A 19,555-nucleotide genomic window follows, 5' to 3' on the forward strand; every position below is an offset into this window, starting at 1 on the left:
GCTCAGCTGGTCGTCTTCTCTTCCGGCTTTTCTTCTGGCGCCTTGGTGTGCCTGATGAAGAGCACCGACGCCCAGATCCCGACCTCATACAGGATGCACATCGGGATGGCCAACGCCAGCTGCGAGATCACGTCGGGCGGCGTCACGACCGCCGCGATGATGAACGCCAGCACGATGAAGTAGCCGCGGAAGCCCTTCAGGCGCTCGATCGACACCACCCCCAGCCGCGCCAGCACGATCACGACGATGGGCACCTCGAAGGCCAGGCCGAAGACGAGGAACAGCGTCAGCACGAAGCCGAAGTACTGCTCGATGTCAGGTGCGGCGGTGATGCTGGTGGGCGCGAAGTTCTGGATGAACTGCGCCATGGCCGGCAGGACAAGGAAGTAGCAGAACGCCACGCCGATGAAGAAGAGGATGGTGCTCGACACCACCAGCGGCAGCACCAGGCGCTTCTCGTGCGTGTACAGCCCCGGCGCGACGAAGGCCCAGGTCTGGTACAGCACATAGGGCAGCGCCACCAGGAAGCCCGACATCAGCGTGATCTTCAGCGGCACCAGGATGGGCGAAATCACGTTGGTCGCGATCAGCGTCGCGCCCTTGGGCAGGTGCGAGACCAGCGGCGCGGCCAGCAGGTCGTAGAGCGCGCCCGACCCCGGCCACACCATCAGGATGCCGAAGCAGATCAGGATCGCGATCACCGCCCGGATCAGGCGGTCGCGCAGTTCGACGAGGTGGGCGACGAAGGGCTGCTCGGTGCCGGCCAGTTCGTCAGGTTTGTCTTCCGAAGTGCTCATGCCGACGACCCACTGCGCGGCGGGCGGAAACGTGCCACGCGCGCCGCGCCCGACTGGGCCTTCGCACGAATGCCGGTGCGCTGCTTGTACCAGAGCGGCATGGCGCTGCGCTTCACCCGCCACTTCTTGCGCGGGTGCTTGTAGACAGGGGCTTCGTCCTGCATGCCCCCGGTGAACGGTGCCGGTTCGGCATCGCTCCAGGCGTTTTCGAGCGCGGCCGTGGCCTGGTTGACCTCGCTCGTCACCGAGGTTTCGACATCACGCGCCGCCTCTTCGAACTGGCCCTTCATCTTCTTGAGTTCTTCCAGTTCGATGGAGCGGTTGACCTCCGCCTTCACGTCGGCCACATAGCGCTGTGCCTTGCCCAGCAGGTGACCCACCGTGCGGGCAACACGCGGCAGCTTCTCCGGGCCGATGACGATGAGCGCCACCGCGCCGATCAGCGCGAGTTTGTCGAAGCCGAAGTCAATCAAGGATCAGGACTTCGTCTTGGCGTCGACGTCGACGTCGACGGTGTTGGGGTCCTGGACCTTGTTGGCCGTGACCTGCGGGTTGGCAGCCGACGCGTCGTTGTTTGCCGAGCCGTCTTTCATGCCGTCCTTGAAGCCCTTGACGGCGCCACCGAGGTCGCTGCCGATGTTCTTCAATTTCTTGGTGCCGAACACCAGAATCACGATCGCCAGCACGATGAGCCAGTGCCAGATGCTGAATGAACCCATTTGGATCTCCTGAAGGGAATTGGTAAGTTTAGGTGACGCTTTTGCGCCAGGGTTCAACCCTTGGCCCAGGGGCGCGGGCCGCCCATGGCATGAAGATGCAAATGCGGCACTTCTTGGCGCCCGTCGGGGCCGTTGTTAACCATCACGCGAAAGCCGCCCGTCACGCCGAGCTGCTTCATCAACACCGGCGCCAGCGCCAACATGCGACCGAGCAAGGCCTGGTGCTGCTCGGGGGTGGTGTCATAGAGCGACTCGATGTGCGCCTTGGGGATGATCAGCACATGCTGCGGTGCCCACGGCGCGATGTCGTGAAAGGCCAGCAGGTCGTCGTCTTCGTAGGCCTTGCGGCTCGGGATTTGCCCCGCGACGATCTTGCAGAAGATGCAGCTCGGGTCGTGCGGGTGGGTCGGGAGGGGTGCCGTCATTTCACATCCATCGGTTTGCCGTCGTTCCAGTACAGGAAGCCCTTGACGATGCGGTAGATCACCCAGATCCCGTCGGCAATCAGGATCACGACCCCGACGCCGACGATCGCCAGCATGCACCCCACCACGAACCACAACAGGCTCCACCAGAAGGTGCGGATCTGCCAGGTGAAGTGGCTTTCATAGAGCGTGCCAGCCGCGTCGTCGCGCTTCACGTAGTTGATGACGATGGCCACGATCGCGGTGACCCCCGTGAACGCGCTCAGCGCGTACAGGATGTAGGTCACCATCGTGAGCTGTTTCAGGCTCGCGAGCTTTTCGCTGTCACCGGTCAGGGCCTCGTTCATGGTTGCCTTTCGTCGTGGTCGCGCACCTGGGTCTTGCGCAATGCGAATTCTTCCAGGCCGGAGAGCCCCTCGCGCCGCTCCAGCTCCGCCAGCACGTCAGCAGGTTTCAGGCCAAAGGCCGCCAGCGCGATCATGGAGTGGAACCACAGGTCGGCCACCTCGTAGACGATCTTCTGCGGCTCGCCATCCTTGGCGGCCATCACGGTCTCGGTGGCCTCTTCGCCAATCTTTTTCAGGATGGCATCGTTCCCCTTGTGGAACAAGCGCGCGACGTAGCTCTTGTCCGGGTCGCCGCCCTTGCGCGACTCGATGATCTCGGCCAACCGGGCCAGGGTGTCGTTGCCCGAAGGCTTGCTGCTCATTTGTAGATGCTCTCCGGGTCCTTCAGCACGGGGTCGACCGCCTTCCAGGCGCCATCTTCCAGCTTTTGGAAGAAGCAGCTGTGACGCCCGGTGTGGCAGGCGATGCCGGGTACGTGCCCCAGCTGGGTCACCTTGAGCAGCAGCACATCGTTGTCGCAATCGAGACGCATCTCGTGCACTTTCTGGATGTGACCCGACTCTTCGCCCTTGTGCCACAGGCGCTGGCGCGAACGGCTCCAGTAGACCGCTTCCCCGCGCATGACGGTCTCGTGCACCGCCTCGCGGTTCATGAAGGCGAACATCAGCACGTCCTGCGTCGTGGCCTCCTGGGCGATCACCGGCACCAGACCGTTTTCATCCCACTTGATGGCGTCGAGAAAATCCATGCGGGCAGTTTACCTACCGGGGCTGCACGGGCTCGTGCGTGGGACCCGCGAAACCACGCTCGGCGGCGAACCATTCGAGCACCGGCAACGTGCCCGGCAGCACGGGCTTCACGGCCACCGGCAAGGTCTGCCAGGCCATGCTCTGGCGCTCGCGCATCTCGAACTCGCCCTTCCACGCGTAGACCTTGCAGAAGTGCAGGCGCACACGGGCGTGTTCGTAGTCGACGAGTTCCACCTTCCAGGGGTGCGCCTCGCCAATCGTGATGCCCAGCTCCTCGTGAAGCTCGCGCCGCAGCGCCTGCTCCACCGTTTCGCCCGCCTCCAGCTTGCCGCCCGGGAACTCCCAGTAGCCGGCGTAGACCTTGCCCTCCGGGCGCGAGGTCAGGAGGAAATTCCCCTCGGCATCGACCAGCACCCCCACCGCCACGTCGACCGGCGTGCGTTCCGCGGCGGCCGTCATGGGGCGTGCCTGCCGGCGTAGTCCTGCGCGAACTGGAAGGCGACCCGGCCGGAACGCGAGCCACGCTCCAGCGCCCACACCAGGCTTTCCTGGCGGGCGGCCTGGATCGCGTCTTCCGACACGCCCTGGTTGCGCAGCCATTGGCCCACGATCGCGAGGTATTCGTCCTGAGTGAAGGGGTAGAAGCTCACCCACAGGCCGAAGCGTTCGCTCAGCGAGATCTTTTCCTCCACGACCTCGCCCGGGTGCACCTCGCCGTCTTCGGTGTGCTGGTAGGTGAGGTTTTCCTTCATGTACTCGGGCAACAGGTGGCGGCGGTTGCTGGTGGCGTAGATCAGCACGTTGTCCGAGGCCTGGGCCACCGAGCCATCGAGGATGGACTTGAGCGCCTTGTAGCCCGGCTCGCCCTCGTCGAAGCTCAGGTCGTCGCAGAACACGATGAAGCGCTCGTCGCGCCCCGCCACGAGGTCGACGATGTCGGGCAGGTCCACCAGATCGGCCTTGTCGACCTCGATCAGCCGCAAACCCTGGCCGGAAAACTCATTGAGGCAAGCCTTCACTAGCGAGCTTTTCCCCGTGCCACGGGCCCCGGTGAGCAAAACATTGTTCGCTGCACGACGATTCACAAATTGCGCAGTATTGCGCAACAAGCGCTCTTTTTGCGACTCGACCTCCACCAGCGATCCGAGCCTGATGGAGGCCACATGGCGCACCGGTTCGAGCACCGCGCGGCCATGCCGGCGGCGGTAGCGGAAAGCGGTCGAAGCCGACCAGTCAGGAGCGTGCAAACCCTGTGGCAATGCGGCCTCCAGCCGATCCATCAGCTGTTCGGCGCGGGTGATCAGGTGCATCAAGGAGTCAGTCAACATGGCAAGTCGGTCATAGCGGAAACAAGGCATCCGGCACTCGCCAGGAGCGGGTGACCGTTTACGGGTTTACGAGAGCGGGGAAAACGAGGGACATCAAAAATAAACGTGCGTCCAAAATTGCGTTGCCTCTTGGTTGTTTGTCTGGGGTGAGCGTCCGCAACGGGCCCACGGCATGAGCACCGCTGGCAACGAGTGGCACACCGGAATCCGGCGGACGCGCTGCTTCCGGCTTCTTCCAACCATTGAAGGAGACCCATCCACATGAAACGCACCGCCATTCTCGCGAGTGTCGCACTCGCTTCCGTGCTCGCCTGCGGCCAGGCCGCCGCCCAGACGGAACCCATCGTGTTCGTGCACGGCTACAGCGGCAGTTCGAGCAACTGGTCGACCATGATCAGCCGCTTCACCGCCAGCGGCTACCCGTCGAACAAGCTCTATGGCTTCAACTACAACTCGCTGCTCGTGTCCGACACCGCCAGCGGCGCACAACTCGCCAGCTACGTGAGCACCGTGCGCGCCCGCCACGGCGGCGAGAGGGTCAGCATCGTCGCCCACTCCAACGGTGGCCTGGTGTCGCGCGCCTTCCGCGTGTTCAACGGCGGCTCGTCGGTAATGCGCCGATTCGTCACGCTGGGCACCCCGCACAGCGGCACCACCAGCGCCTGGGCCTGCTTCAGCCCGGCGTGCTTCGACATGCGCCCGGGTTCGCTCTTCCTGCTTTCGCTGGCAGGCCGCGGCTGTGACCGTTCGCTGTGGTCGGCGGTCGACGGGGTGATCCTGCCGGCCAGCAGCGCCCGCTGTGGAAACAGCACGCAAGTCGCCAGCGTGGGCCATCTGTCCCTGCTGACCGACTCGAGCGTGTACAACAGTGTCCGCGCCGCCCTGCGCTGAGCCACCTTGCCGCCGGGCGTCCATCGCCTGGCGGCGTCCATGCATCCTTCCCATGACCCGATTGCGCTTCGCAGCCTTAGCCCTGGCCATGCTGCCCTGCCTGTGGCTGGGTGCCTGCAAACCGGCGACGCCGGCCGACAACTCCACTCCCAAGACCGACACGGTGGCCTTGCTCGATGGCGAGCCCCTGAGCCGCACCCTGCTGGATGAAATCGCCCGCCAGTACGCGGGCTCGGCAAACCCCTTTGATGCCCCTGCCAGCGCGCCGTCAGCCGCCGCCTCAGCTGGCAGCGCCCCGGCAGCAAGCCGCCAGCGCCTCCTCGACGAGCTGGTCGACATCGAGCTGCTCGCCCGCAAGGCGCGCGAGCGTGGCCTCGACAAACAACCGGCGTTCATCGCCGAAAACGAGCTGCAGACCAAGACCCTGCTCGCGCAGGCAATGGTGCGCGAGCAAATCGCCGGCCTGACCGTGACCGACGCGGAGCTGGCGGCGGCCTACGAAGAGCGTGTGCCGCCGCACCAGTTCAAGCTGGCCCACATCCTCGTCGCCGAGCAGGCGACGGCGCTGGCCGTGCTCGAACAGCTCAAGCAAGGCCGGCCCTTCGCCGAGCTGGCCAAACGCTATTCCATCGACGCCGACAACCGCCACCGCGGCGGCAGCCTCGGCACCATGCTGATCGACCAGCTGCCCCTCGAGATGGCCGCCGCCGTGCGACACCTCAAACCCGGCGAACACGCCGCCCAGCCGGTGCAGACCCCGCAGGGCTGGCACGTGATGCAGCTGCAGGGCCTGGAGCCCCTGCCGCAGCGCGCCACGCTGGACACCGCACGCGCCTGGTTGCATCCGCAGATCGTGCATGCCAAGGTGGACGCCCAGCAGAAACAATGGCGGCGCGAAGCCAAGGTGCAACTGACCGAGTCGCCATGACGCCACACGCCTTCCGGGCCGTGTTGATCGCGACGCTGGGCGCGGTGGGCGTCGGGCTGTGGCTGGCGCTGTCCGGCCCCGACGATGCCGAGGCCCCCTCCACGCCCGACTCCCGATCGGCCGGCGGCCGGGTCGGCGCTGATGCAGCCCCGCCCACTGCGCAGGCCGGCAGCGCGCCCAGCTCGATCGAAGACGCCGCGCGCCTGCTCGAACTCGGCGCGGCCGGTGACCTGAGCGTCGACATGAACACCCGCGCCGCGCTCGACGTGCTGCTCGGCCTGCTCGGCCCGGACGCCACACCGGCCGACTTCCAGCGCCTCGAAGACGCCTTGCGTCGCTCCATGCCCGGAGAGGCCGCGACCCAGGCCATCGCCCTGGTGCGACGCTACGACACCTACCAGCGCGCCGCCGCCGCGCAAAGCGCCACGCAGCAGGCCCCGGGCACGCCAGACGAGCTGAAGGCCATGCTCGACAAGGCCATCGCGCTGCGCCGCCAGCATTTCGACGAGGCCACCGCCCGCGCGCTCTTCGGCGCCGAAGAGGAGCTCACCCGACTCGACATTGCGATGAACGCCATCCAGGCCGACCCCCAGCTTTCCGAACAGGAGAAAGCGACCCGGATCCGCGCCTTGCGCGAAAGCAGCCCACGCGACCTGCCCGGCCTTCAGGCCCCGGTGTCGGCCAAGCTCGGCGAGATGGACGCCCAGATCGCCGCCCTGCGCCAGCAGGGTTCGAGCCCCGCGCAGATCGAACAGGTGCGCCAGCGCTACCTCGGCCAGGAAGCCGCCAAGGCGCTGACCGAGATGGAGGTCCAGCGTGACCAGTGGGAGTCACGCTACCAGGCGTTTGCCCAGCAGAAGAAAGCCATCGTCGCCGCGGCCTCGCCCGACATGGCCGCCCAGATCGACGCCGCGCTGCGCCAGCACTTCACGGAAGAAGAGCTGGCCGCCGCCCGTGCCTACGACCGCCAGAGAACCACCGCCCCATGAGAGCCTTTGCCTTCCTCCTGATCTGCTCCGGCCTCGCCACGACACCCGTCATCGCCGCCGACGCCACCTTGCCGGCCGGTGCCGTCGCCACCGTCAACGGCCAACCGGTCTCGCGCGCCATGCTCGATGAGCTCGCGCGCAGCCGTGCCGCCAGCGGCTTGCCGCCCGAGATGCAGGACCGGCGCCGCATGCTCGACGACCTGGTCGACATGGAGCTGCTGGCCCAGCGCGCCAAGGCGACCGGCGTGGCCGCGCGCCCGCAGACACGCGCCGAACTCGAACTCGCCCACAAGACGCTGCTCGGCCAGCGGCTGATGCAGCAGCTCATCGCCGAGATGCCCGTCGACGAGGCCGAACTGCAGGCACGCTACCGCACGCTGCCGCTCGACGTGCAGATCGACGCGAGCCACATCCTGGTGAAGGAAGAGAAGCTGGCCCGCGATCTCATCGCGCAGCTCGAGCGGGGTGCCTCATTTGCGGCACTGGCGCGCAAGCACACGCTGGACACCGAAACCGCCGCACGCGGAGGTGCGCTGAACCCCGTGCTGGTCAGCGAGCTGGCCCCGGCGTTTGCGGCCGCGGCCCAGGCGCTGAAGCCGGGTCAATACACGCGTGAGCCGGTGCAGACGGAGTTCGGCTGGCACGTGATCCGCCTCACCGCGCTGCACACGCAGCCCAAGCCGACCTACGAACGACTGAAGGACGAGTTGCGCAAGTTGATCGCCGGGGAGCGGCTGCAGGCGCAGCTCGCCCAGTGGCGCAAGGAAGCCAAGCTGACGGTGCTGCAGGCGCCCTGATGGGCACCCGGCACCGGTTCAGGTGCGGACGAGCAGTTCCAGTGCGCCGTCGAGGTGCTCGGTCGGCATGCGCTTGAAGCCCGAGCGGGCATAACGCTGAAGGCGACCGACGGCAAAGCCGGTCAGCACCGAGGCCTGGGCCTGCGCATCAACGGTCGGCGTCTGCGAACCGGCCGATTCGGCGGCCAGCCGCAGGCTCTGGCGCAACTGCGATTCGATGCGGTCGAAGAACTGGTTCATGCGCGAGACAAGGCGCTCGTTTTCGAACACCAGCGCATCGCCCACCATCACGCGGGTCATGCCGGGGTTCTTTTCGCCGAACTGCAGCAGCACCGACAGAATCTTCTGTGCCTGCACCTGGCCGCTGGTCTCGCGTTCGCCGATCTGGTTGACGAGGGTGAAGACACTCTGCTCGATGAATTCGATCAGACCCTCGAACATCTGCGCCTTGCTCGCGAAGTGGCGGTACAGCGCCGCTTCAGAGACTTCGAGCTTGGCGGCCAGTGCGGCCGTCGTGATGCGTTCGGCGCCGGGCTGTTCCAGCATGGTGGCCAACGTGTGCAGGATCTGTACGCGGCGCTCGCCGGGCTTGGGCCGCTTGCGACCCGGCTCTGCCACGGTGGTGGTCGATGGCGCGTTCGCTTCTTCGGGCAGGGTGGCGTCGGTCATCTCGAGTTCAAACCTTGTTTAGTCACAAGGCAAGCAGGGTCTTGAGCGAACGAATTCTTGCATAGACATAGGCGGGCGTTGGGCAGTGGTGAACGCCAACTTGCATGCCGTTGTTCACACTCTTCCTCGCTGCGTGAAGGTAGCGCCGCATCCAGACGCCCTTCATGCCGATGGCGTGTGCGGCTTTCTGGTGCTGCAGCGTGTCTTCGACCAGCACGCAGCGGCTGGGCGGCACCTTGAGTTGCACCGCAACATGCCGCAGCATGCGGGCATCGGGCTTGGGCCGCAGGTGGCCGAACATCTGCATCTCGTCGATCGTGACCACGCCGTCGAAGAAGTCGATGAGCTTCAAGGCATTCAACACGCGCAACGCATAGGCCCGCGGCGCATTCGTCAGGATGTACTTGCGGCCCGGCAAACGCTTGAGCACGGCTCGATCGTGTGCGCTCATGCGCAGCTGCGCCTCCATGCCCGGCAACTGGTGGGTCTCTTCGAGAAAGTGGCTGGCCTTCACGCCGTGGTGGCGGATGAGGCCGAGCAGCGTCGCCCCATAACGCCGCCAGTACTGGGCGCGCAGCGCCGAGGCGTCTTCGAGCGAAAGGTCGAGGTACTTGGCGACGTAGTCCGTCATCGCCCGGTTGATGCCGAGCATCGACGCGTGGCTCGCGTCGTGCAGGGTGTCGTCGAGATCGAACAACCAGACGCGCGAACGCCGCGCGCGAAGCGCCGCGCCCATCAAGCCACGCCCAAGGGTCCGGCTTTGCCGGCCCGATGGGTGGTGCCCCTTGGGGGCAGGAGCGAAGCGACTGGGGGGCTCAATGACTTCTGATCATCGTGCCGTAAGCCTGCTCGGTCAGGATTTCGAGCAGCATCGCGTGCGGCACACGCCCGTCGATGATGTGCACGCTGTTCACGCCGTTCTTGGCCGCATCGAGCGCCGACGAGATCTTGGGCAGCATGCCGCCGCTGATGGTGCCGTCGGCAAACAGTTCGTCGATCTCGCGCGCCGACAGGTTGGTGAGCAGCTTGCCGTTCTTGTCGAGCACGCCGGGGATGTTGGTGAGCATGATGAGCTTCTCGGCCTTGAGCACCTCGGCCAGCTTGCCGGCCACCACGTCGGCGTTGATGTTGTAGTTCTCGTTTTCCACGCCGAAGCCCAGCGGCGAGATGACCGGGATGAACTGGTCGTCCTGCAGGGCCTTCACGACCGACGGGTCGATCGATTCGATCTCGCCGACCTGGCCCACGTCGTGCACCTTGCTCGGGTCCTTCTGGTCGACCATCTTCAGCTTGCGGGCGCGGATCAGGCCGCCGTCGCGCCCGGTCAGGCCCACCGCCTTGCCACCAGCCACGTTGATGAGACCGACGATGTCTTGCTGCACCTGGCCGGCCAGCACCCACTCGACGACTTCCATCGTCTCCTCGTCCGTGACGCGCATGCCCTGGATGAAGGTGCCCTTCTTGCCGATCTTGGCCAGCGCGTCTTCGATCTGCGGGCCGCCGCCGTGCACCACCACCGGGTTGAGGCCGACCAGCTTGAGCAGCACCACGTCTTCGGCGAAGTCCTGCTGCAGCTCGGGGTCGGTCATCGCGTTGCCACCGTACTTGATGACGATGGTCTTGCCGTGGAACTTGCGGATGTACGGCAGGGCCTGGGCCAGGATCTCCGCCTTGTCGCGCGGCGCGATGTTGGCCAGCTCGGCGGTGTGGGCGGGGGCAGCGGTGCTCATGGGCGGCGCGGGTGAAAGTTGGGTGCCGCAAATTGTAGGGGCCGCAGGTTTTCACCCATGTGCGCTGAGCCGTCCTCCTACAGATGGAAAGGGCGGCCGCTGCGACACTGCGGGCCATGGTCCTGTCCCGTTACGTCTCACGCTCGCTTGCCGGAGCCTGCTGCGCCTGGATGTGCGCCGCCGCGGCCGCGCAGGAGCCGGCGCCCGAGCCGCCGGCGCCAGCCGCCTCGGCGCCCACGCTGCCCGCCGATTCCACCGCCCCAGAAGCGATCCCCGAAAGCCAGACAGGCCCGATCGACAACCTGAAGCAGCGCGTCGAGGACACGCTCGACTCCTGGGAAGAGTTCCTCAACGAGCTGCTGGTCGACGCGCTCGGCCCCGACTACGAACGCCGCTACCGCGTCTTCGGCCAGAAGAAGACGGTCGACCTGGGCAAGCGCTGGATGCTCTCCCTCGACGAGCGCCAGACCGGCCTGCTCAACAGCGCCGGCACCGGCATCCCCGCCGCGGGCCGTCCCTCGCGGACCTTCGAGCTGACCCATGTGGGCAAGCGCAACGACGTGCGCTTCTACAACCAGCACGACGGCACCGGCTTGGAGAACGGCGGCTCCATCGGCACCACGCTCGGCCACGGCTTCTCGCTGCAGACGAGCGGCCGGCGACTGCACGACGACACCGTCAACGTCGCCCGCACCGATGCGCAAGCAGGCCTGCGCTACGGCCCGCGCGACCTGTGGTTCGAAGGCTTCGTGCGCCACGCCCAGCTCGAAGACCGAGGCCTGCGCCAGCCCTGGGTCGACCGCGAGCCAAAAGCCAATTTCGCCGGCGTCCAAGCGCAGTGGGAGGCCGCGCCCGGCCTGGCCTTCAGCGCCCAGCACCAGCAGGCGATCAAGCCCGAGATGGCGCCCGGCGACGAGCGCCTGGCCGACGCGCGCACCGAGATCGGCGCCGACTGGCGGCCGGGAGGCCAGTGGAGCGGCTCGCGCGTCTACTGGCGCGAATCGCCGCAGCTCGGGCTGTTGTCATCGCAGGGCGTGGAAGAGCGCACCACCTACAAGCGTGTGATCGGCGGTGAAATTCCCGAAGGCTCGAAAGATGGCATGGTCTACGCGCAGGTGCGCCACCAGAGCCTCGTCTCCGACAAGGACGCACTGCTGGTGGTGGGCTGGCGCCACACCCACGAGCTGGCGCCCAAGTGGCAGTCGCAGTCGCTGATCGAATCGGGCATTCCCATCGCGGGCGATGCGCTGCGCTCGACGCTCTTCGACCTGCGCATCCAGCACAACGACTTTCCGCACCGCGCGCTGGGCACCGAGTTGCAGGCCGTACGCACGCCGATCCGCAACAGCGACTTCGCCAGCGCCGACTACACCCAGCGCCTGGGCCGCGACACGCTCTTCGTCACCCGCGCCAGCGCCACCGAGCTGAAGTCGCAAGTGGCGGGTGAGATCCCGGTGATCTTCGGGGATGCGAGCGTGGGCCTCGGCTGGCAAGAGCCCGAGGCGCGCAGGTTCAGCACCTTCTGGCGTTACACCGCCCTCGCCCGCGAGCCGCGGCAGGACGGCGTGACCACGCCGGGTTCGGCCAAGCGCCGGGCCCGCATCGTGTTCAGCGAGTTCGAGTACCAGCCGGTCGAGACGCTCGACCTGCTGCTGCGCGCCTCGCGCCGATGGGACCGCGACGACTCGTTCCAGGCCGGCGCGCAGCGCATCACCGATCTCTACGTGATGCGCCCGACCTACCAGCTCGCCCGCCGCTGGCGCTTCGGCTTCCACGTCGCGCACTGGAAGGACGACGCGATGGGCGTGCAGCGCGGCTACGGCGCCGAACTCGCAGTGCAGATGAAGCGCAAGGTCGTGCTTGCGCTCGGCTACAACGCCAAGGGAATCGACGACGGCGAACTCGCCGCCGACGACCGCCTCGGCAAGGGCTTCAAGATCCGCGCCTACATCCCCACCGAGGCGACCCTCAAGTACTGGCTGAGGTCGGCCCGCGGCGAAGAGCGCAAATGAGCAGGGCTCGCGGTGGCGAACCCCGCCGGGCTCAAAGCCCCTTCTGCGGCAGGATCAGGTACTTCTCGCCGGTGGCCTGTTTGCCGTAGACGTTGATCGCGTCCAGCGACAGCGCCTCGGCCAGCGACACCTCGCGGGTGTAGTGGCTGGCGAAGGTGGTCTTCAGTTCGGCGGCCACACGCTCGCGGAGCTTTTGCGCGGCTTCGAAGCCGATCTTCTGCAGGAAGGGCGTCAGCAGCCAGCCGCCCACGCCCCACTGCATGCCGAAGCTGCGGTTCAGCTCGGTCGGGCTGCGGTCGAGGCCGCCGTAGATGTAGACCTGCTTGTGCACGTTGGAGCCGTAGCGGCTGTATTCCTTCGCGTTCGCGTTGGCCGCGGCTTCCATGCAGGTGAGCACCTGGCCAGCAAGCTTGCCGCCGCCGATCGCGTCGAAGCACAGCGTGGCGCCGGTTTCGATGAGGGCTCGGGTCAGGTCTTCCATGAAGCTCGGCGAACTGGAGTTCACGATGTACTTCGCGCCGAGCTTCCTGAGGATCTCTTCCTGTTCGGGCTTGCGCACGATGTTGACGAGCGCGATGCCGTCCTTCATGCAGATCCTGTTGAGCATCTGGCCGAGGTTCGAGGCGGCGGCGGTGTGCACCAGCGCCTTGTGGCCCTCGCGGCGCATCACCTCGGTCATCGACAGCGAGGTGAGCGGGTTCACGAAGCACGAGGCGCCCTCGGCGGCGGAGGTGCCTGCGGGCAGCGGCAGGCACTGCACCGCCTTCATCGTGCGGTACTGGGCGTACATCTCGCCCCCCACGATGCCCACCATCTTGCCCAACAGGGCCTGCGCGGCGGGCGACGCGCCAGCCTTGACCACCACGCCCGCGCCTTCGTTGCCGACCGGCAGCGACTGGTCGAGCCGTGCCGTGAGGGCACGCATCATCTTCTCGGGCACCGTGGCGGTGACGACCGGGCTGGCTGCCGTCCCCGACACCTGCGCGGTCGACATGTCGGCCAGGCCGAACAGCAGCGCCAGGTCCGACGGGTTGATCGGCGTGGCTTCCACGCGCACCAGCACTTCGTCGTCCCTCGGCTCGGGGACGGGCACGCTTTGCAGCGAGAGTTCGAGTTGGCCGCTCTTCTTGACGAGCGAACGCAGTTGCAGCGCGGTGGCGGGAATGGCGGGGGTGCTCATGCTGGTCTCCTCAGTGGCCCGGCTAGGGGAAGAGGCGCAGTGTAGGAAGCACGGTCGTACGAGGGTGTCACCTACATGCCAGCAGGGTCAGCGGGCCGAGCGCGGGGCGGCGCCCCAGCCGGCCCGCCATCTCCTCGGGGGATCGTCCGGTGTATTCGCCGGACGAGGGGCTGTCATTTCACGCGCTGCTTTTCCAGCTTGCGGGCGAGGGTCCGTCGGTGCATGCCCAGCCGGCGGGCGGTTTCCGAGATGTTGAAGCCGGTCTCGGCCAGGGTTTCGTGGATGCGCTCCCACTCCAGCGTCTTGATCGAGGTGGTGCGCTCGGTCAGCTCGACCTCGGCGTCGCCCTGCGCCTTGGAGAAGGCAGCTTCGATCTCGTCGGTGTTGGCCGGCTTGGCGAGGTAGTGGCGTGCCCCGAGCTTGATGGCCTCGACCGCCGTGGCGATGCTCGCGTAGCCGGTCAGCACCACGATCACGGTGGCGGCGTCGTGTTCGTGCAGCAGCTGCACGCAGGCCAGACCCGAGGCGCCACCGGCCAGCCGCAGGTCGACCACCGCGAAGGCGGGCGTGTTGTCGGCGAGCAGCGCCCTCACGTCGTCGAGGCTGGTAGCGCGCAGCACTCGGTAGCCACGCCTCTCGAACGACCTCACCAGCGTGCGCGCGAACGCGTCGTCGTCTTCGACGATCAGGAGCAGCGGCTCGGGGGTGTTGTCCTCAGCGCTCATCGGCGGCATTGTCATCGGCCGGCGCGAGGGCGGCGAGCGGCAGGCGGATCTCCACCTCGGCGCCGCCCTCCGCCCGGTTGCGAGCCGCGATGCGCCCGCCGAGCGAGCGCGCCACGTTCAGCGACAGGAAGAGCCCGAGCCCCCCGCCCGCGCGCCCCTTGCTCGACTGGTAGGGCTTGCCGAAGCGCTCGAGCATGGCCGACGCGAAGCCCGGCCCTTTGTCTTGCACCCGCAGCACCAGCTCGTCGTTCTCGCACTGGGCGACCAGCCGGGGGGCGGCCTGGGGTGCGGCCTCGAACGCGTTGTCGAGCACGTTGTCGAGCATCTGGCGCAGCGCGAAGTCGGAGATCACCGGCAGGTCGGGCGCACCGCTGCGGTCGTAGTCGAGCCCCACCGCGCCCCGCGTGCGGCGCCAGTGCGCCACCAGCTCGTCGAGGAAGGCGTGCAGCGTGGTGTGCACCGGCGCTTCGCCCCGCACCTCGCCGGCCGACATCAGGATGCCGCTCACGATGGTCTTGCAGCGCTGGATCTGGATCTGCATCTCTTCGATCTCTTCGCGCAGCTCCGGCTCGGCGGCAAACGGCGCCATGCGCGACCAGTCGCCGAGAATCACCGACAGCGTGGCCAGCGGCGTGCCGAGCTCGTGCGCCGCACCCGACGCGAGCAGGCCCATGCGCACGATGTGCTCTTCTTCGGCGGCACGCTGGCGCAGGTCGGCCAGGCGTGCGTCGCGCCGGCGCAGGTTGCGCTCGATGCGCACGATGAAGGTGACGAGCAGCCCCGCATTCAGCAGGAAGCACAGCAGCAGCCCGCCGATGTAGGGCGCCGACAGCGCGGCCACGTCGAGCCCGGTCATCGCAAGCGGCCGGTACCACTGCGTGAGCGCCGCGAAGCACAGGCTGGTGAAGCCGACGACCGTCCAGGTATAGGTGGGCCGCAGCAGCACCGAGGCCACGGCCACCTGCAGCAGGTACAGGAAGATGAAGGGGTTGGTGACGCCGCCGGAATAGAAGAGCTGCGCGCTCAGTGTCAGAACGTCGACCAGCAGGCCGCACAGCAGCTCGGTGTCGCTCACCCGGCCCGCGGTGCGGCTGCGCAGCCAGCAGGCGATGTTGAACGCAGCCAGCGCGCCCAGCAGCGTCAGCATCTCGGGCAACGGCAGCGTGATGCGCAGCGCGAAATGCACCACGAGGATGGTCACCAGCTGGCCCGCCACGGCCAGCCAGCGCATCTGGATGAGCTGCAGCAGGTTGTTGCGGCCGGCCAGCTTCTCGGGGGCCTGGCCGACGTCGGCCGGCGCCGGGGGGCAGCGTTGTCGGCCGCCATGCCGCGTGGGCTCAGGCGCCCTGCCGTGCTGCGGCGCGCCGGCGCGAGGCCCTGTACTCGGCCACTGCGGCAAACCCGATTGCCGCTGCCACCATGCCCGCCAGCACGAACCAGGTCAGCGCGTAGATCAGGTGGTTGTTGCTGAAGTGCAGCACGGTGAGGCCGGGGCGCGGCCAGTCGAGCGGTGCGTCGTTGGCGGCGGCCACGTCGACGAAATACGGCGCGACCGATCTTGCGTCGCCGAACCCACGGGCCGCCGCGATGGCCGCCACGTCCCGCGAGTACCAGCGGTTGGCCGCGGGGTCGTTGTCCTGCAGCACCCGGCCGCGTGGCTCTGACATGCGCAGCAGCCCCTCGGCCGACTGCGCCCCGTCGGCACCCGCGGTCGCCGGGCGGCTGGCCGGGTCACGCTTGTCGGGCGGCACGAAGCCGCGGTTGACCAGCACCCAGAAGCCCTGCTCGGTGCGCATCGGCGTGAGCACCCAGTAGCCGCTGCCCAGCGCGGTGGTGGCCTGCACCAGCGTCTCCTTGTCGTGGGCGTACTGGCCACGCAGCGTGACGCGGCGATATTCGGCGCTGGCCTCGGTCAGCGCTGCCCATTCGGCCGGGCCCGGCGCGGCCACCGGGGCAGCCTTCACGCGCTCGTCGATGCGCTGGATCAGATCGGTCTTCCAGTTGAGGCGGTTGATCTGCCACATGCCCAGGGCCACGAACCCGGCCAGGGCGAAGAGGCCCGCCAGCAGCAGGGTGACCCAAAGCACCGGCCGACCGCTCGCCGCGGTGCGGCTGTCGAGGTCGCTGTCGTCGAGCCCGTCGTGTGCCTCGGTGGCGGAGGTGGGGAGCGAATGGCTTGTGGTCATGGCAGGTTCCGCATGTCGTGCACCGGCATCATGTTGGCGTTCAGGTGGAACATCACCCAGATCGAACCGGCCAGCATGATGAGCACCAGCGCCGCCGTGAAGATCAGCGCGAGCATCGACCAGCCGCCTTCGATCTTTGCGTTCATGTGCAGGAAGTAGACCATGTGCACGACGATCTGCACCGCCGCAAAGCCGAGGATCACGGCCACCGTGAGGCCCTGCGACGGCAGCACCTTGGCCATCACCAGCCAGAACGGGATGGCGGTGAGCACCACCGACAGCAGGAAGCCGATGACGTAGCCCTTGGCGCTGAAGTGGTAGCCGCTGTCGCCATGGTCATGGCCGTGGTCGGGTTCCGAGTGGCCCGGGTCATGGGCGCCGTGTGCAAGTTCTGCATGGGTGCCGCTCATGGCATCACCCCCATCAGGTAGACGAACGTGAAGACGCCGATCCAGACGACGTCGAGGAAGTGCCAGAACATCGACAGGCACATCAGCCGGCGACGGTTCTCGGGGATCAGGCCGTGCTTCTTCACCTGCAGCATCAGCGTGACGAGCCAGATGCAGCCGAAGGTGACGTGCAGCCCGTGCGTGCCGACCAGCGTGAAGAACGCCGACAGGAAGGCGCTGCGCTGCGGGCCCGCGCCCTGGTGGATGAGGTGCGCGAACTCGTAGATCTCGATGCCGAGGAAGCCCAGGCCCAAGAGGCCGGTGACGGCGAGCCAGCCCAGCACCTGCGACTTGCGCCCGTGCTGCGCGCCGATCATCGCGAAGCCGTAGGTGATGGACGACAGCAGCAGCAGCGCGGTGTTGATCGCGACCAGGTTGAGGTCGAACAGGTCGGCACCCGACGGGCCCGCTGCGTAGGAGCGGCCGAGCACGGCGTAGGTGGCGAAGAGCACGGCGAAGATGAGGCAGTCGCTCATCAGGTACAGCCAGAAGCCGAGCAGCGTGCCCTGCTGCGGGTGGTGGTCGCCGTTGTCGTAGAAGACCGGCGGGGCGTCGTTCAGCACGGCGGCCGGGCCGCCGGGTGTCGCCATGGCTGGTTGAAGGGTCGTCATGATGGGGTCGTGCTCAGGCGCGAGCGGCTTGGAGGGCGAGCGTGCGCTGCGCTTCGCAGCGGGTCACCTCGTCGGCCGGGATGTAGAAGTCGCGCTTGTAGTTGAAGGTGTGGACGATGGCCGCGCCGACGGTGGCCACGAACAGCAGCGCGGCCGGCAGCCACATGTGCCAGATCAGCGCGAAGCCGAGCGCCGTCGACAGGCCGGCGATCACGATGCCGGCGGCGGTGTTCTTCGGCATGTGGATGGGCTTGAAGCCGCTCGTCGGGCGCTGCGCGCCGCGGCGCTTCATGTCGTGCCAGGCGTCGTTGTCATGCACCACCGGCGTGAACGCGAAGTTGTAGGCCGGCGGCGGCGACGAGGTCGACCACTCGAGCGTGCGGCCGTCCCACGGGTCGCCGGTCACGTCACGCAGCTGGTCGCGCCGCAGGTAGCTCACGACGAGCTGGATGCCGAAGGCGGCAATGCCGAGGGCGATCAGCACCGCACCGAGCGCCGCCACCTGGAACCAGATCTGCAGCGACGGGTCGTCGAAATGGCTCATGCGGCGCGTCACGCCCATCAGGCCGAGCACGTACAGCGGCATGAAGGCGACGAAGAAGCCGATCTGCCAGAACCAGAACGACACCTTGCCCCAGAACGGATCGAGCTTGTAGCCGAAGGCCTTGGGGTACCAGAACACGATGCCGGCGAAGAGGCCGAACAGCACGCCACCGATGATCACGTTGTGGAAGTGCGCGATCAGGAAGAGGCTGTTGTGCAGCACGAAGTCGGCCGGCGGCACCGCGAGCAGCACGCCGGTCATGCCGCCGATCACGAAGGTGACCATGAAGCCCACCGTCCACAGCATCGGCACGTCAAACTGGATGCGGCCGCGGTACATGGTGAAGAGCCAGTTGAAGATCTTCGCGCCGGTCGGGATCGAGATGATCATCGTCGTGATGCCGAAGAACGAGTTGACGCTCGCGCCCGAGCCCATCGTGAAGAAGTGGTGCAGCCACACCAGATACGACAGGATGGTGATCACGACGGTGGCGTAGACCATCGAGGCGTAGCCGAAGAGGCGCTTGCGGCTGAAGGTCGACACCACCTCGGAGAAGATGCCGAAGCACGGCAGGATCAGGATGTAGACCTCGGGGTGGCCCCAGATCCAGATCAGGTTCACGTACATCATGGCGTTGCCGCCGAGATCGTTCGTGAAGAAGTTCGTGCCGAGGTAGCGGTCGAGCGTGAGCAGTGCCAGCACCGCGGTCAGCACCGGGAAGGCCGCCACGATGAGGATGTTGGTGCAGAGCGATGTCCAGGTGAACACCGGCATCTTCATCATCGTCATGCCGGGCGCGCGCATCTTGATGATGGTGGCGATGAGGTTGATGCCCGAGAGCGTGGTGCCCACCCCCGCCACCTGCAATGACCACAGGTAGTAGTCGACCCCGACCCCCGGGCTCGCGAGGATGCCCGACAGCGGCGGGTACGCGAGCCACCCGGTGCGTGCGAACTCGCCGAGGAACAGCGAGCACATGATCAGCACCGCGCCGCCGGCGGTCATCCAGAAGCTGAAGTTGTTCAGGAAGGGGAAGGCCACGTCGCGCGCGCCGATCTGCAGCGGCACGATGTAGTTCATGAAGCCGGTGACGAGCGGCATCGCCACGAAGAAGATCATGATCACGCCGTGGGCGGTGAAGATCTGGTCGTAGTGGTGCGGGTTGAGGTAGCCGACGTTGTCGCCGAAGGCGATGGCCTGCTGCAGCCGCATCATGAGTGCGTCGGCGAAGCCGCGCAGCAGCATCACCAGGCCCAGCACGATGTACATGATGCCGATCTTCTTGTGGTCGATACTGGTGAGCCAGTCGCGCCACAGCGGGCCCCACACGCGGTAGCGCGTCATCAGGGCGAGCATCGCCGTGCCACCCAGCACCACCATCGCGAAGGTGGCCCAGATGATCGGGTCGTGCGGGATCGCGTCGGGGCCGAGACGGCCGAAGACGAGTGTTTGCAGGTCGAGGGAAGCGGAAGACATCGG

Annotated in this window: 23 protein-coding genes and 2 pseudogenes; 5 read left to right on the forward strand and 20 right to left on the reverse strand. The window is 67.1% G+C overall.

Annotation, left to right across the window (positions count from 1 at the left end; all coding sequences use genetic code 11):
• Nucleotides 1-2 precede the first annotated feature (2 nt).
• The 10 genes and pseudogenes from tatC to LRS03_RS12345 all read right to left on the reverse strand — a co-directional run bounded on the left by tatC (nt 3) and on the right by LRS03_RS12345 (nt 4,365).
• On the reverse strand, nt 3-797 hold the full coding sequence (gene tatC / locus LRS03_RS12305) for a twin-arginine translocase subunit TatC (protein ID WP_257825705.1): 795 nt from the start codon (nt 795-797) through the stop codon (nt 3-5).
• A pseudogene (gene tatB / locus LRS03_RS26905) lies at nt 794-946 on the reverse strand (Sec-independent protein translocase protein TatB); the annotation flags it as partial. The pseudogene tatB (LRS03_RS26905) and the gene tatC, both read right to left, overlap by 4 nt.
• Nucleotides 947-1,044: 98 nt before the next feature.
• A pseudogene (gene tatB, locus LRS03_RS26910) lies at nt 1,045-1,270 on the reverse strand (Sec-independent protein translocase protein TatB); the annotation flags it as partial.
• Nucleotides 1,271-1,273: 3 nt separating this feature from the next.
• Nucleotides 1,274-1,516: a Sec-independent protein translocase subunit TatA gene (gene tatA / locus LRS03_RS12315; RefSeq protein ID WP_257825708.1), complete on the reverse strand. Its 243-nt coding sequence runs from the start codon at nt 1,514-1,516 to the stop codon at nt 1,274-1,276.
• A gap of 53 nt (nt 1,517-1,569) precedes the next feature.
• Nucleotides 1,570-1,941 carry a histidine triad nucleotide-binding protein gene (locus LRS03_RS12320; RefSeq protein WP_257825709.1) on the reverse strand — a complete coding sequence of 124 codons (372 nt, stop codon included), beginning with the start codon at nt 1,939-1,941 and terminating at the stop codon, nt 1,570-1,572.
• A complete protein-coding gene (locus LRS03_RS12325) occupies nt 1,938-2,288 on the reverse strand; it encodes a DUF4870 family protein (RefSeq protein ID WP_257825710.1) in 351 nt (116 codons plus the stop codon). Before LRS03_RS12325 ends, LRS03_RS12320 begins: the two co-directional genes overlap by 4 nt.
• The gene (locus LRS03_RS12330) at nt 2,285-2,650 is read right to left on the reverse strand and encodes a phosphoribosyl-ATP diphosphatase (protein ID WP_257825712.1); all 366 of its coding nucleotides are present in this window, start codon (nt 2,648-2,650) and stop codon (nt 2,285-2,287) included. The genes LRS03_RS12325 and LRS03_RS12330 overlap by 4 nt, the downstream gene beginning before the upstream one ends.
• Nucleotides 2,647-3,036: a phosphoribosyl-AMP cyclohydrolase gene (hisI, locus tag LRS03_RS12335; protein ID WP_257825713.1), complete on the reverse strand. Its 390-nt coding sequence runs from the start codon at nt 3,034-3,036 to the stop codon at nt 2,647-2,649. The genes LRS03_RS12330 and hisI overlap by 4 nt, the downstream gene beginning before the upstream one ends.
• 13 nt (nt 3,037-3,049) lie before the next feature.
• Nucleotides 3,050-3,496, reverse strand: a complete 447-nt coding sequence (locus tag LRS03_RS12340; protein WP_257825714.1) for an NUDIX domain-containing protein — start codon at nt 3,494-3,496, stop codon at nt 3,050-3,052.
• Nucleotides 3,493-4,365: an ATP-binding protein gene (locus LRS03_RS12345; protein WP_257825715.1), complete on the reverse strand. Its 873-nt coding sequence runs from the start codon at nt 4,363-4,365 to the stop codon at nt 3,493-3,495. The genes LRS03_RS12340 and LRS03_RS12345 overlap by 4 nt, the downstream gene beginning before the upstream one ends.
• Nucleotides 4,366-4,626: 261 nt before the next feature.
• Here LRS03_RS12345 and LRS03_RS12350 point away from each other — a divergent pair, with 261 nt between their 5' ends.
• The 4 genes from LRS03_RS12350 to LRS03_RS12365 are packed head-to-tail and all read left to right on the forward strand — an operon-like array spanning nt 4,627 to nt 7,970.
• A complete protein-coding gene (locus LRS03_RS12350) occupies nt 4,627-5,256 on the forward strand; it encodes an esterase/lipase family protein (RefSeq protein WP_257825716.1) in 630 nt (209 codons plus the stop codon).
• A 52-nt stretch (nt 5,257-5,308) separates the two neighbouring features.
• Complete coding sequence (locus LRS03_RS12355) at nt 5,309-6,184, forward strand: peptidylprolyl isomerase (protein WP_257825718.1); 876 nt, start codon at nt 5,309-5,311, stop codon at nt 6,182-6,184.
• Nucleotides 6,181-7,173 (forward strand): lipase secretion chaperone, encoded by a 993-nt coding sequence (locus LRS03_RS12360; RefSeq protein ID WP_257825719.1) that lies wholly within the window; start codon nt 6,181-6,183, stop codon nt 7,171-7,173. The genes LRS03_RS12355 and LRS03_RS12360 overlap by 4 nt, the downstream gene beginning before the upstream one ends.
• Nucleotides 7,170-7,970, forward strand: coding sequence for a peptidylprolyl isomerase (locus LRS03_RS12365; RefSeq protein WP_257825720.1), 801 nt, complete (start codon nt 7,170-7,172; stop codon nt 7,968-7,970). The genes LRS03_RS12360 and LRS03_RS12365 overlap by 4 nt, the downstream gene beginning before the upstream one ends.
• 18 nt (nt 7,971-7,988) lie before the next feature.
• On the opposite strand, the gene slmA is transcribed toward LRS03_RS12365, so the two are convergent.
• The 3 genes from slmA to argB form a co-directional block, all read right to left on the reverse strand.
• Nucleotides 7,989-8,639 (reverse strand): nucleoid occlusion factor SlmA, encoded by a 651-nt coding sequence (slmA, locus tag LRS03_RS12370; protein ID WP_257825722.1) that lies wholly within the window; start codon nt 8,637-8,639, stop codon nt 7,989-7,991.
• A gap of 22 nt (nt 8,640-8,661) precedes the next feature.
• Nucleotides 8,662-9,375, reverse strand: coding sequence for a pyrimidine 5'-nucleotidase (locus LRS03_RS12375; protein ID WP_257825724.1), 714 nt, complete (start codon nt 9,373-9,375; stop codon nt 8,662-8,664).
• A gap of 79 nt (nt 9,376-9,454) precedes the next feature.
• Nucleotides 9,455-10,369, reverse strand: a complete 915-nt coding sequence (gene argB / locus LRS03_RS12380; RefSeq protein ID WP_257825725.1) for an acetylglutamate kinase — start codon at nt 10,367-10,369, stop codon at nt 9,455-9,457.
• 116 nt (nt 10,370-10,485) lie between these two features.
• Between argB and LRS03_RS12385 the strand changes: the two genes are divergently transcribed.
• Complete coding sequence (locus LRS03_RS12385; RefSeq protein WP_257825726.1) at nt 10,486-12,381, forward strand: hypothetical protein; 1,896 nt, start codon at nt 10,486-10,488, stop codon at nt 12,379-12,381.
• A gap of 31 nt (nt 12,382-12,412) precedes the next feature.
• Here the strand turns inward: LRS03_RS12385 and LRS03_RS12390 are convergent, their stop codons facing one another.
• The 7 genes from LRS03_RS12390 to cyoB form a co-directional block, all read right to left on the reverse strand.
• Nucleotides 12,413-13,561 (reverse strand): zinc-binding dehydrogenase, encoded by a 1,149-nt coding sequence (locus LRS03_RS12390; protein WP_257825727.1) that lies wholly within the window; start codon nt 13,559-13,561, stop codon nt 12,413-12,415.
• Nucleotides 13,562-13,734: 173 nt separating this feature from the next.
• Nucleotides 13,735-14,286 carry a response regulator transcription factor gene (locus LRS03_RS12395; protein WP_257825728.1) on the reverse strand — a complete coding sequence of 184 codons (552 nt, stop codon included), beginning with the start codon at nt 14,284-14,286 and terminating at the stop codon, nt 13,735-13,737.
• Entirely contained in the window at nt 14,276-15,685 is a 1,410-nt protein-coding gene (locus LRS03_RS12400) for an ATP-binding protein (protein ID WP_308296426.1), read from the reverse strand. Before LRS03_RS12400 ends, LRS03_RS12395 begins: the two co-directional genes overlap by 11 nt.
• The gene (locus LRS03_RS12405) at nt 15,624-16,472 is read right to left on the reverse strand and encodes an SURF1 family protein (RefSeq protein WP_257825729.1); all 849 of its coding nucleotides are present in this window, start codon (nt 16,470-16,472) and stop codon (nt 15,624-15,626) included. Before LRS03_RS12405 ends, LRS03_RS12400 begins: the two co-directional genes overlap by 62 nt.
• Entirely contained in the window at nt 16,469-16,882 is a 414-nt protein-coding gene (gene cyoD / locus LRS03_RS12410) for a cytochrome o ubiquinol oxidase subunit IV (protein ID WP_257825730.1), read from the reverse strand. The genes LRS03_RS12405 and cyoD overlap by 4 nt, the downstream gene beginning before the upstream one ends.
• Nucleotides 16,879-17,532, reverse strand: coding sequence for a cytochrome o ubiquinol oxidase subunit III (gene cyoC, locus LRS03_RS12415; RefSeq protein WP_374685053.1), 654 nt, complete (start codon nt 17,530-17,532; stop codon nt 16,879-16,881). The genes cyoD and cyoC overlap by 4 nt, the downstream gene beginning before the upstream one ends.
• A 13-nt stretch (nt 17,533-17,545) precedes the next feature.
• Nucleotides 17,546-19,552, reverse strand: a complete 2,007-nt coding sequence (cyoB, locus tag LRS03_RS12420; RefSeq protein WP_257825731.1) for a cytochrome o ubiquinol oxidase subunit I — start codon at nt 19,550-19,552, stop codon at nt 17,546-17,548.
• Nucleotides 19,553-19,555: the final 3 nt, after the last annotated feature.

The organism is Rhizobacter sp. J219 (assembly GCF_024700055.1).
Taxonomy (GTDB): domain Bacteria; phylum Pseudomonadota; class Gammaproteobacteria; order Burkholderiales; family Burkholderiaceae_C; genus Rhizobacter.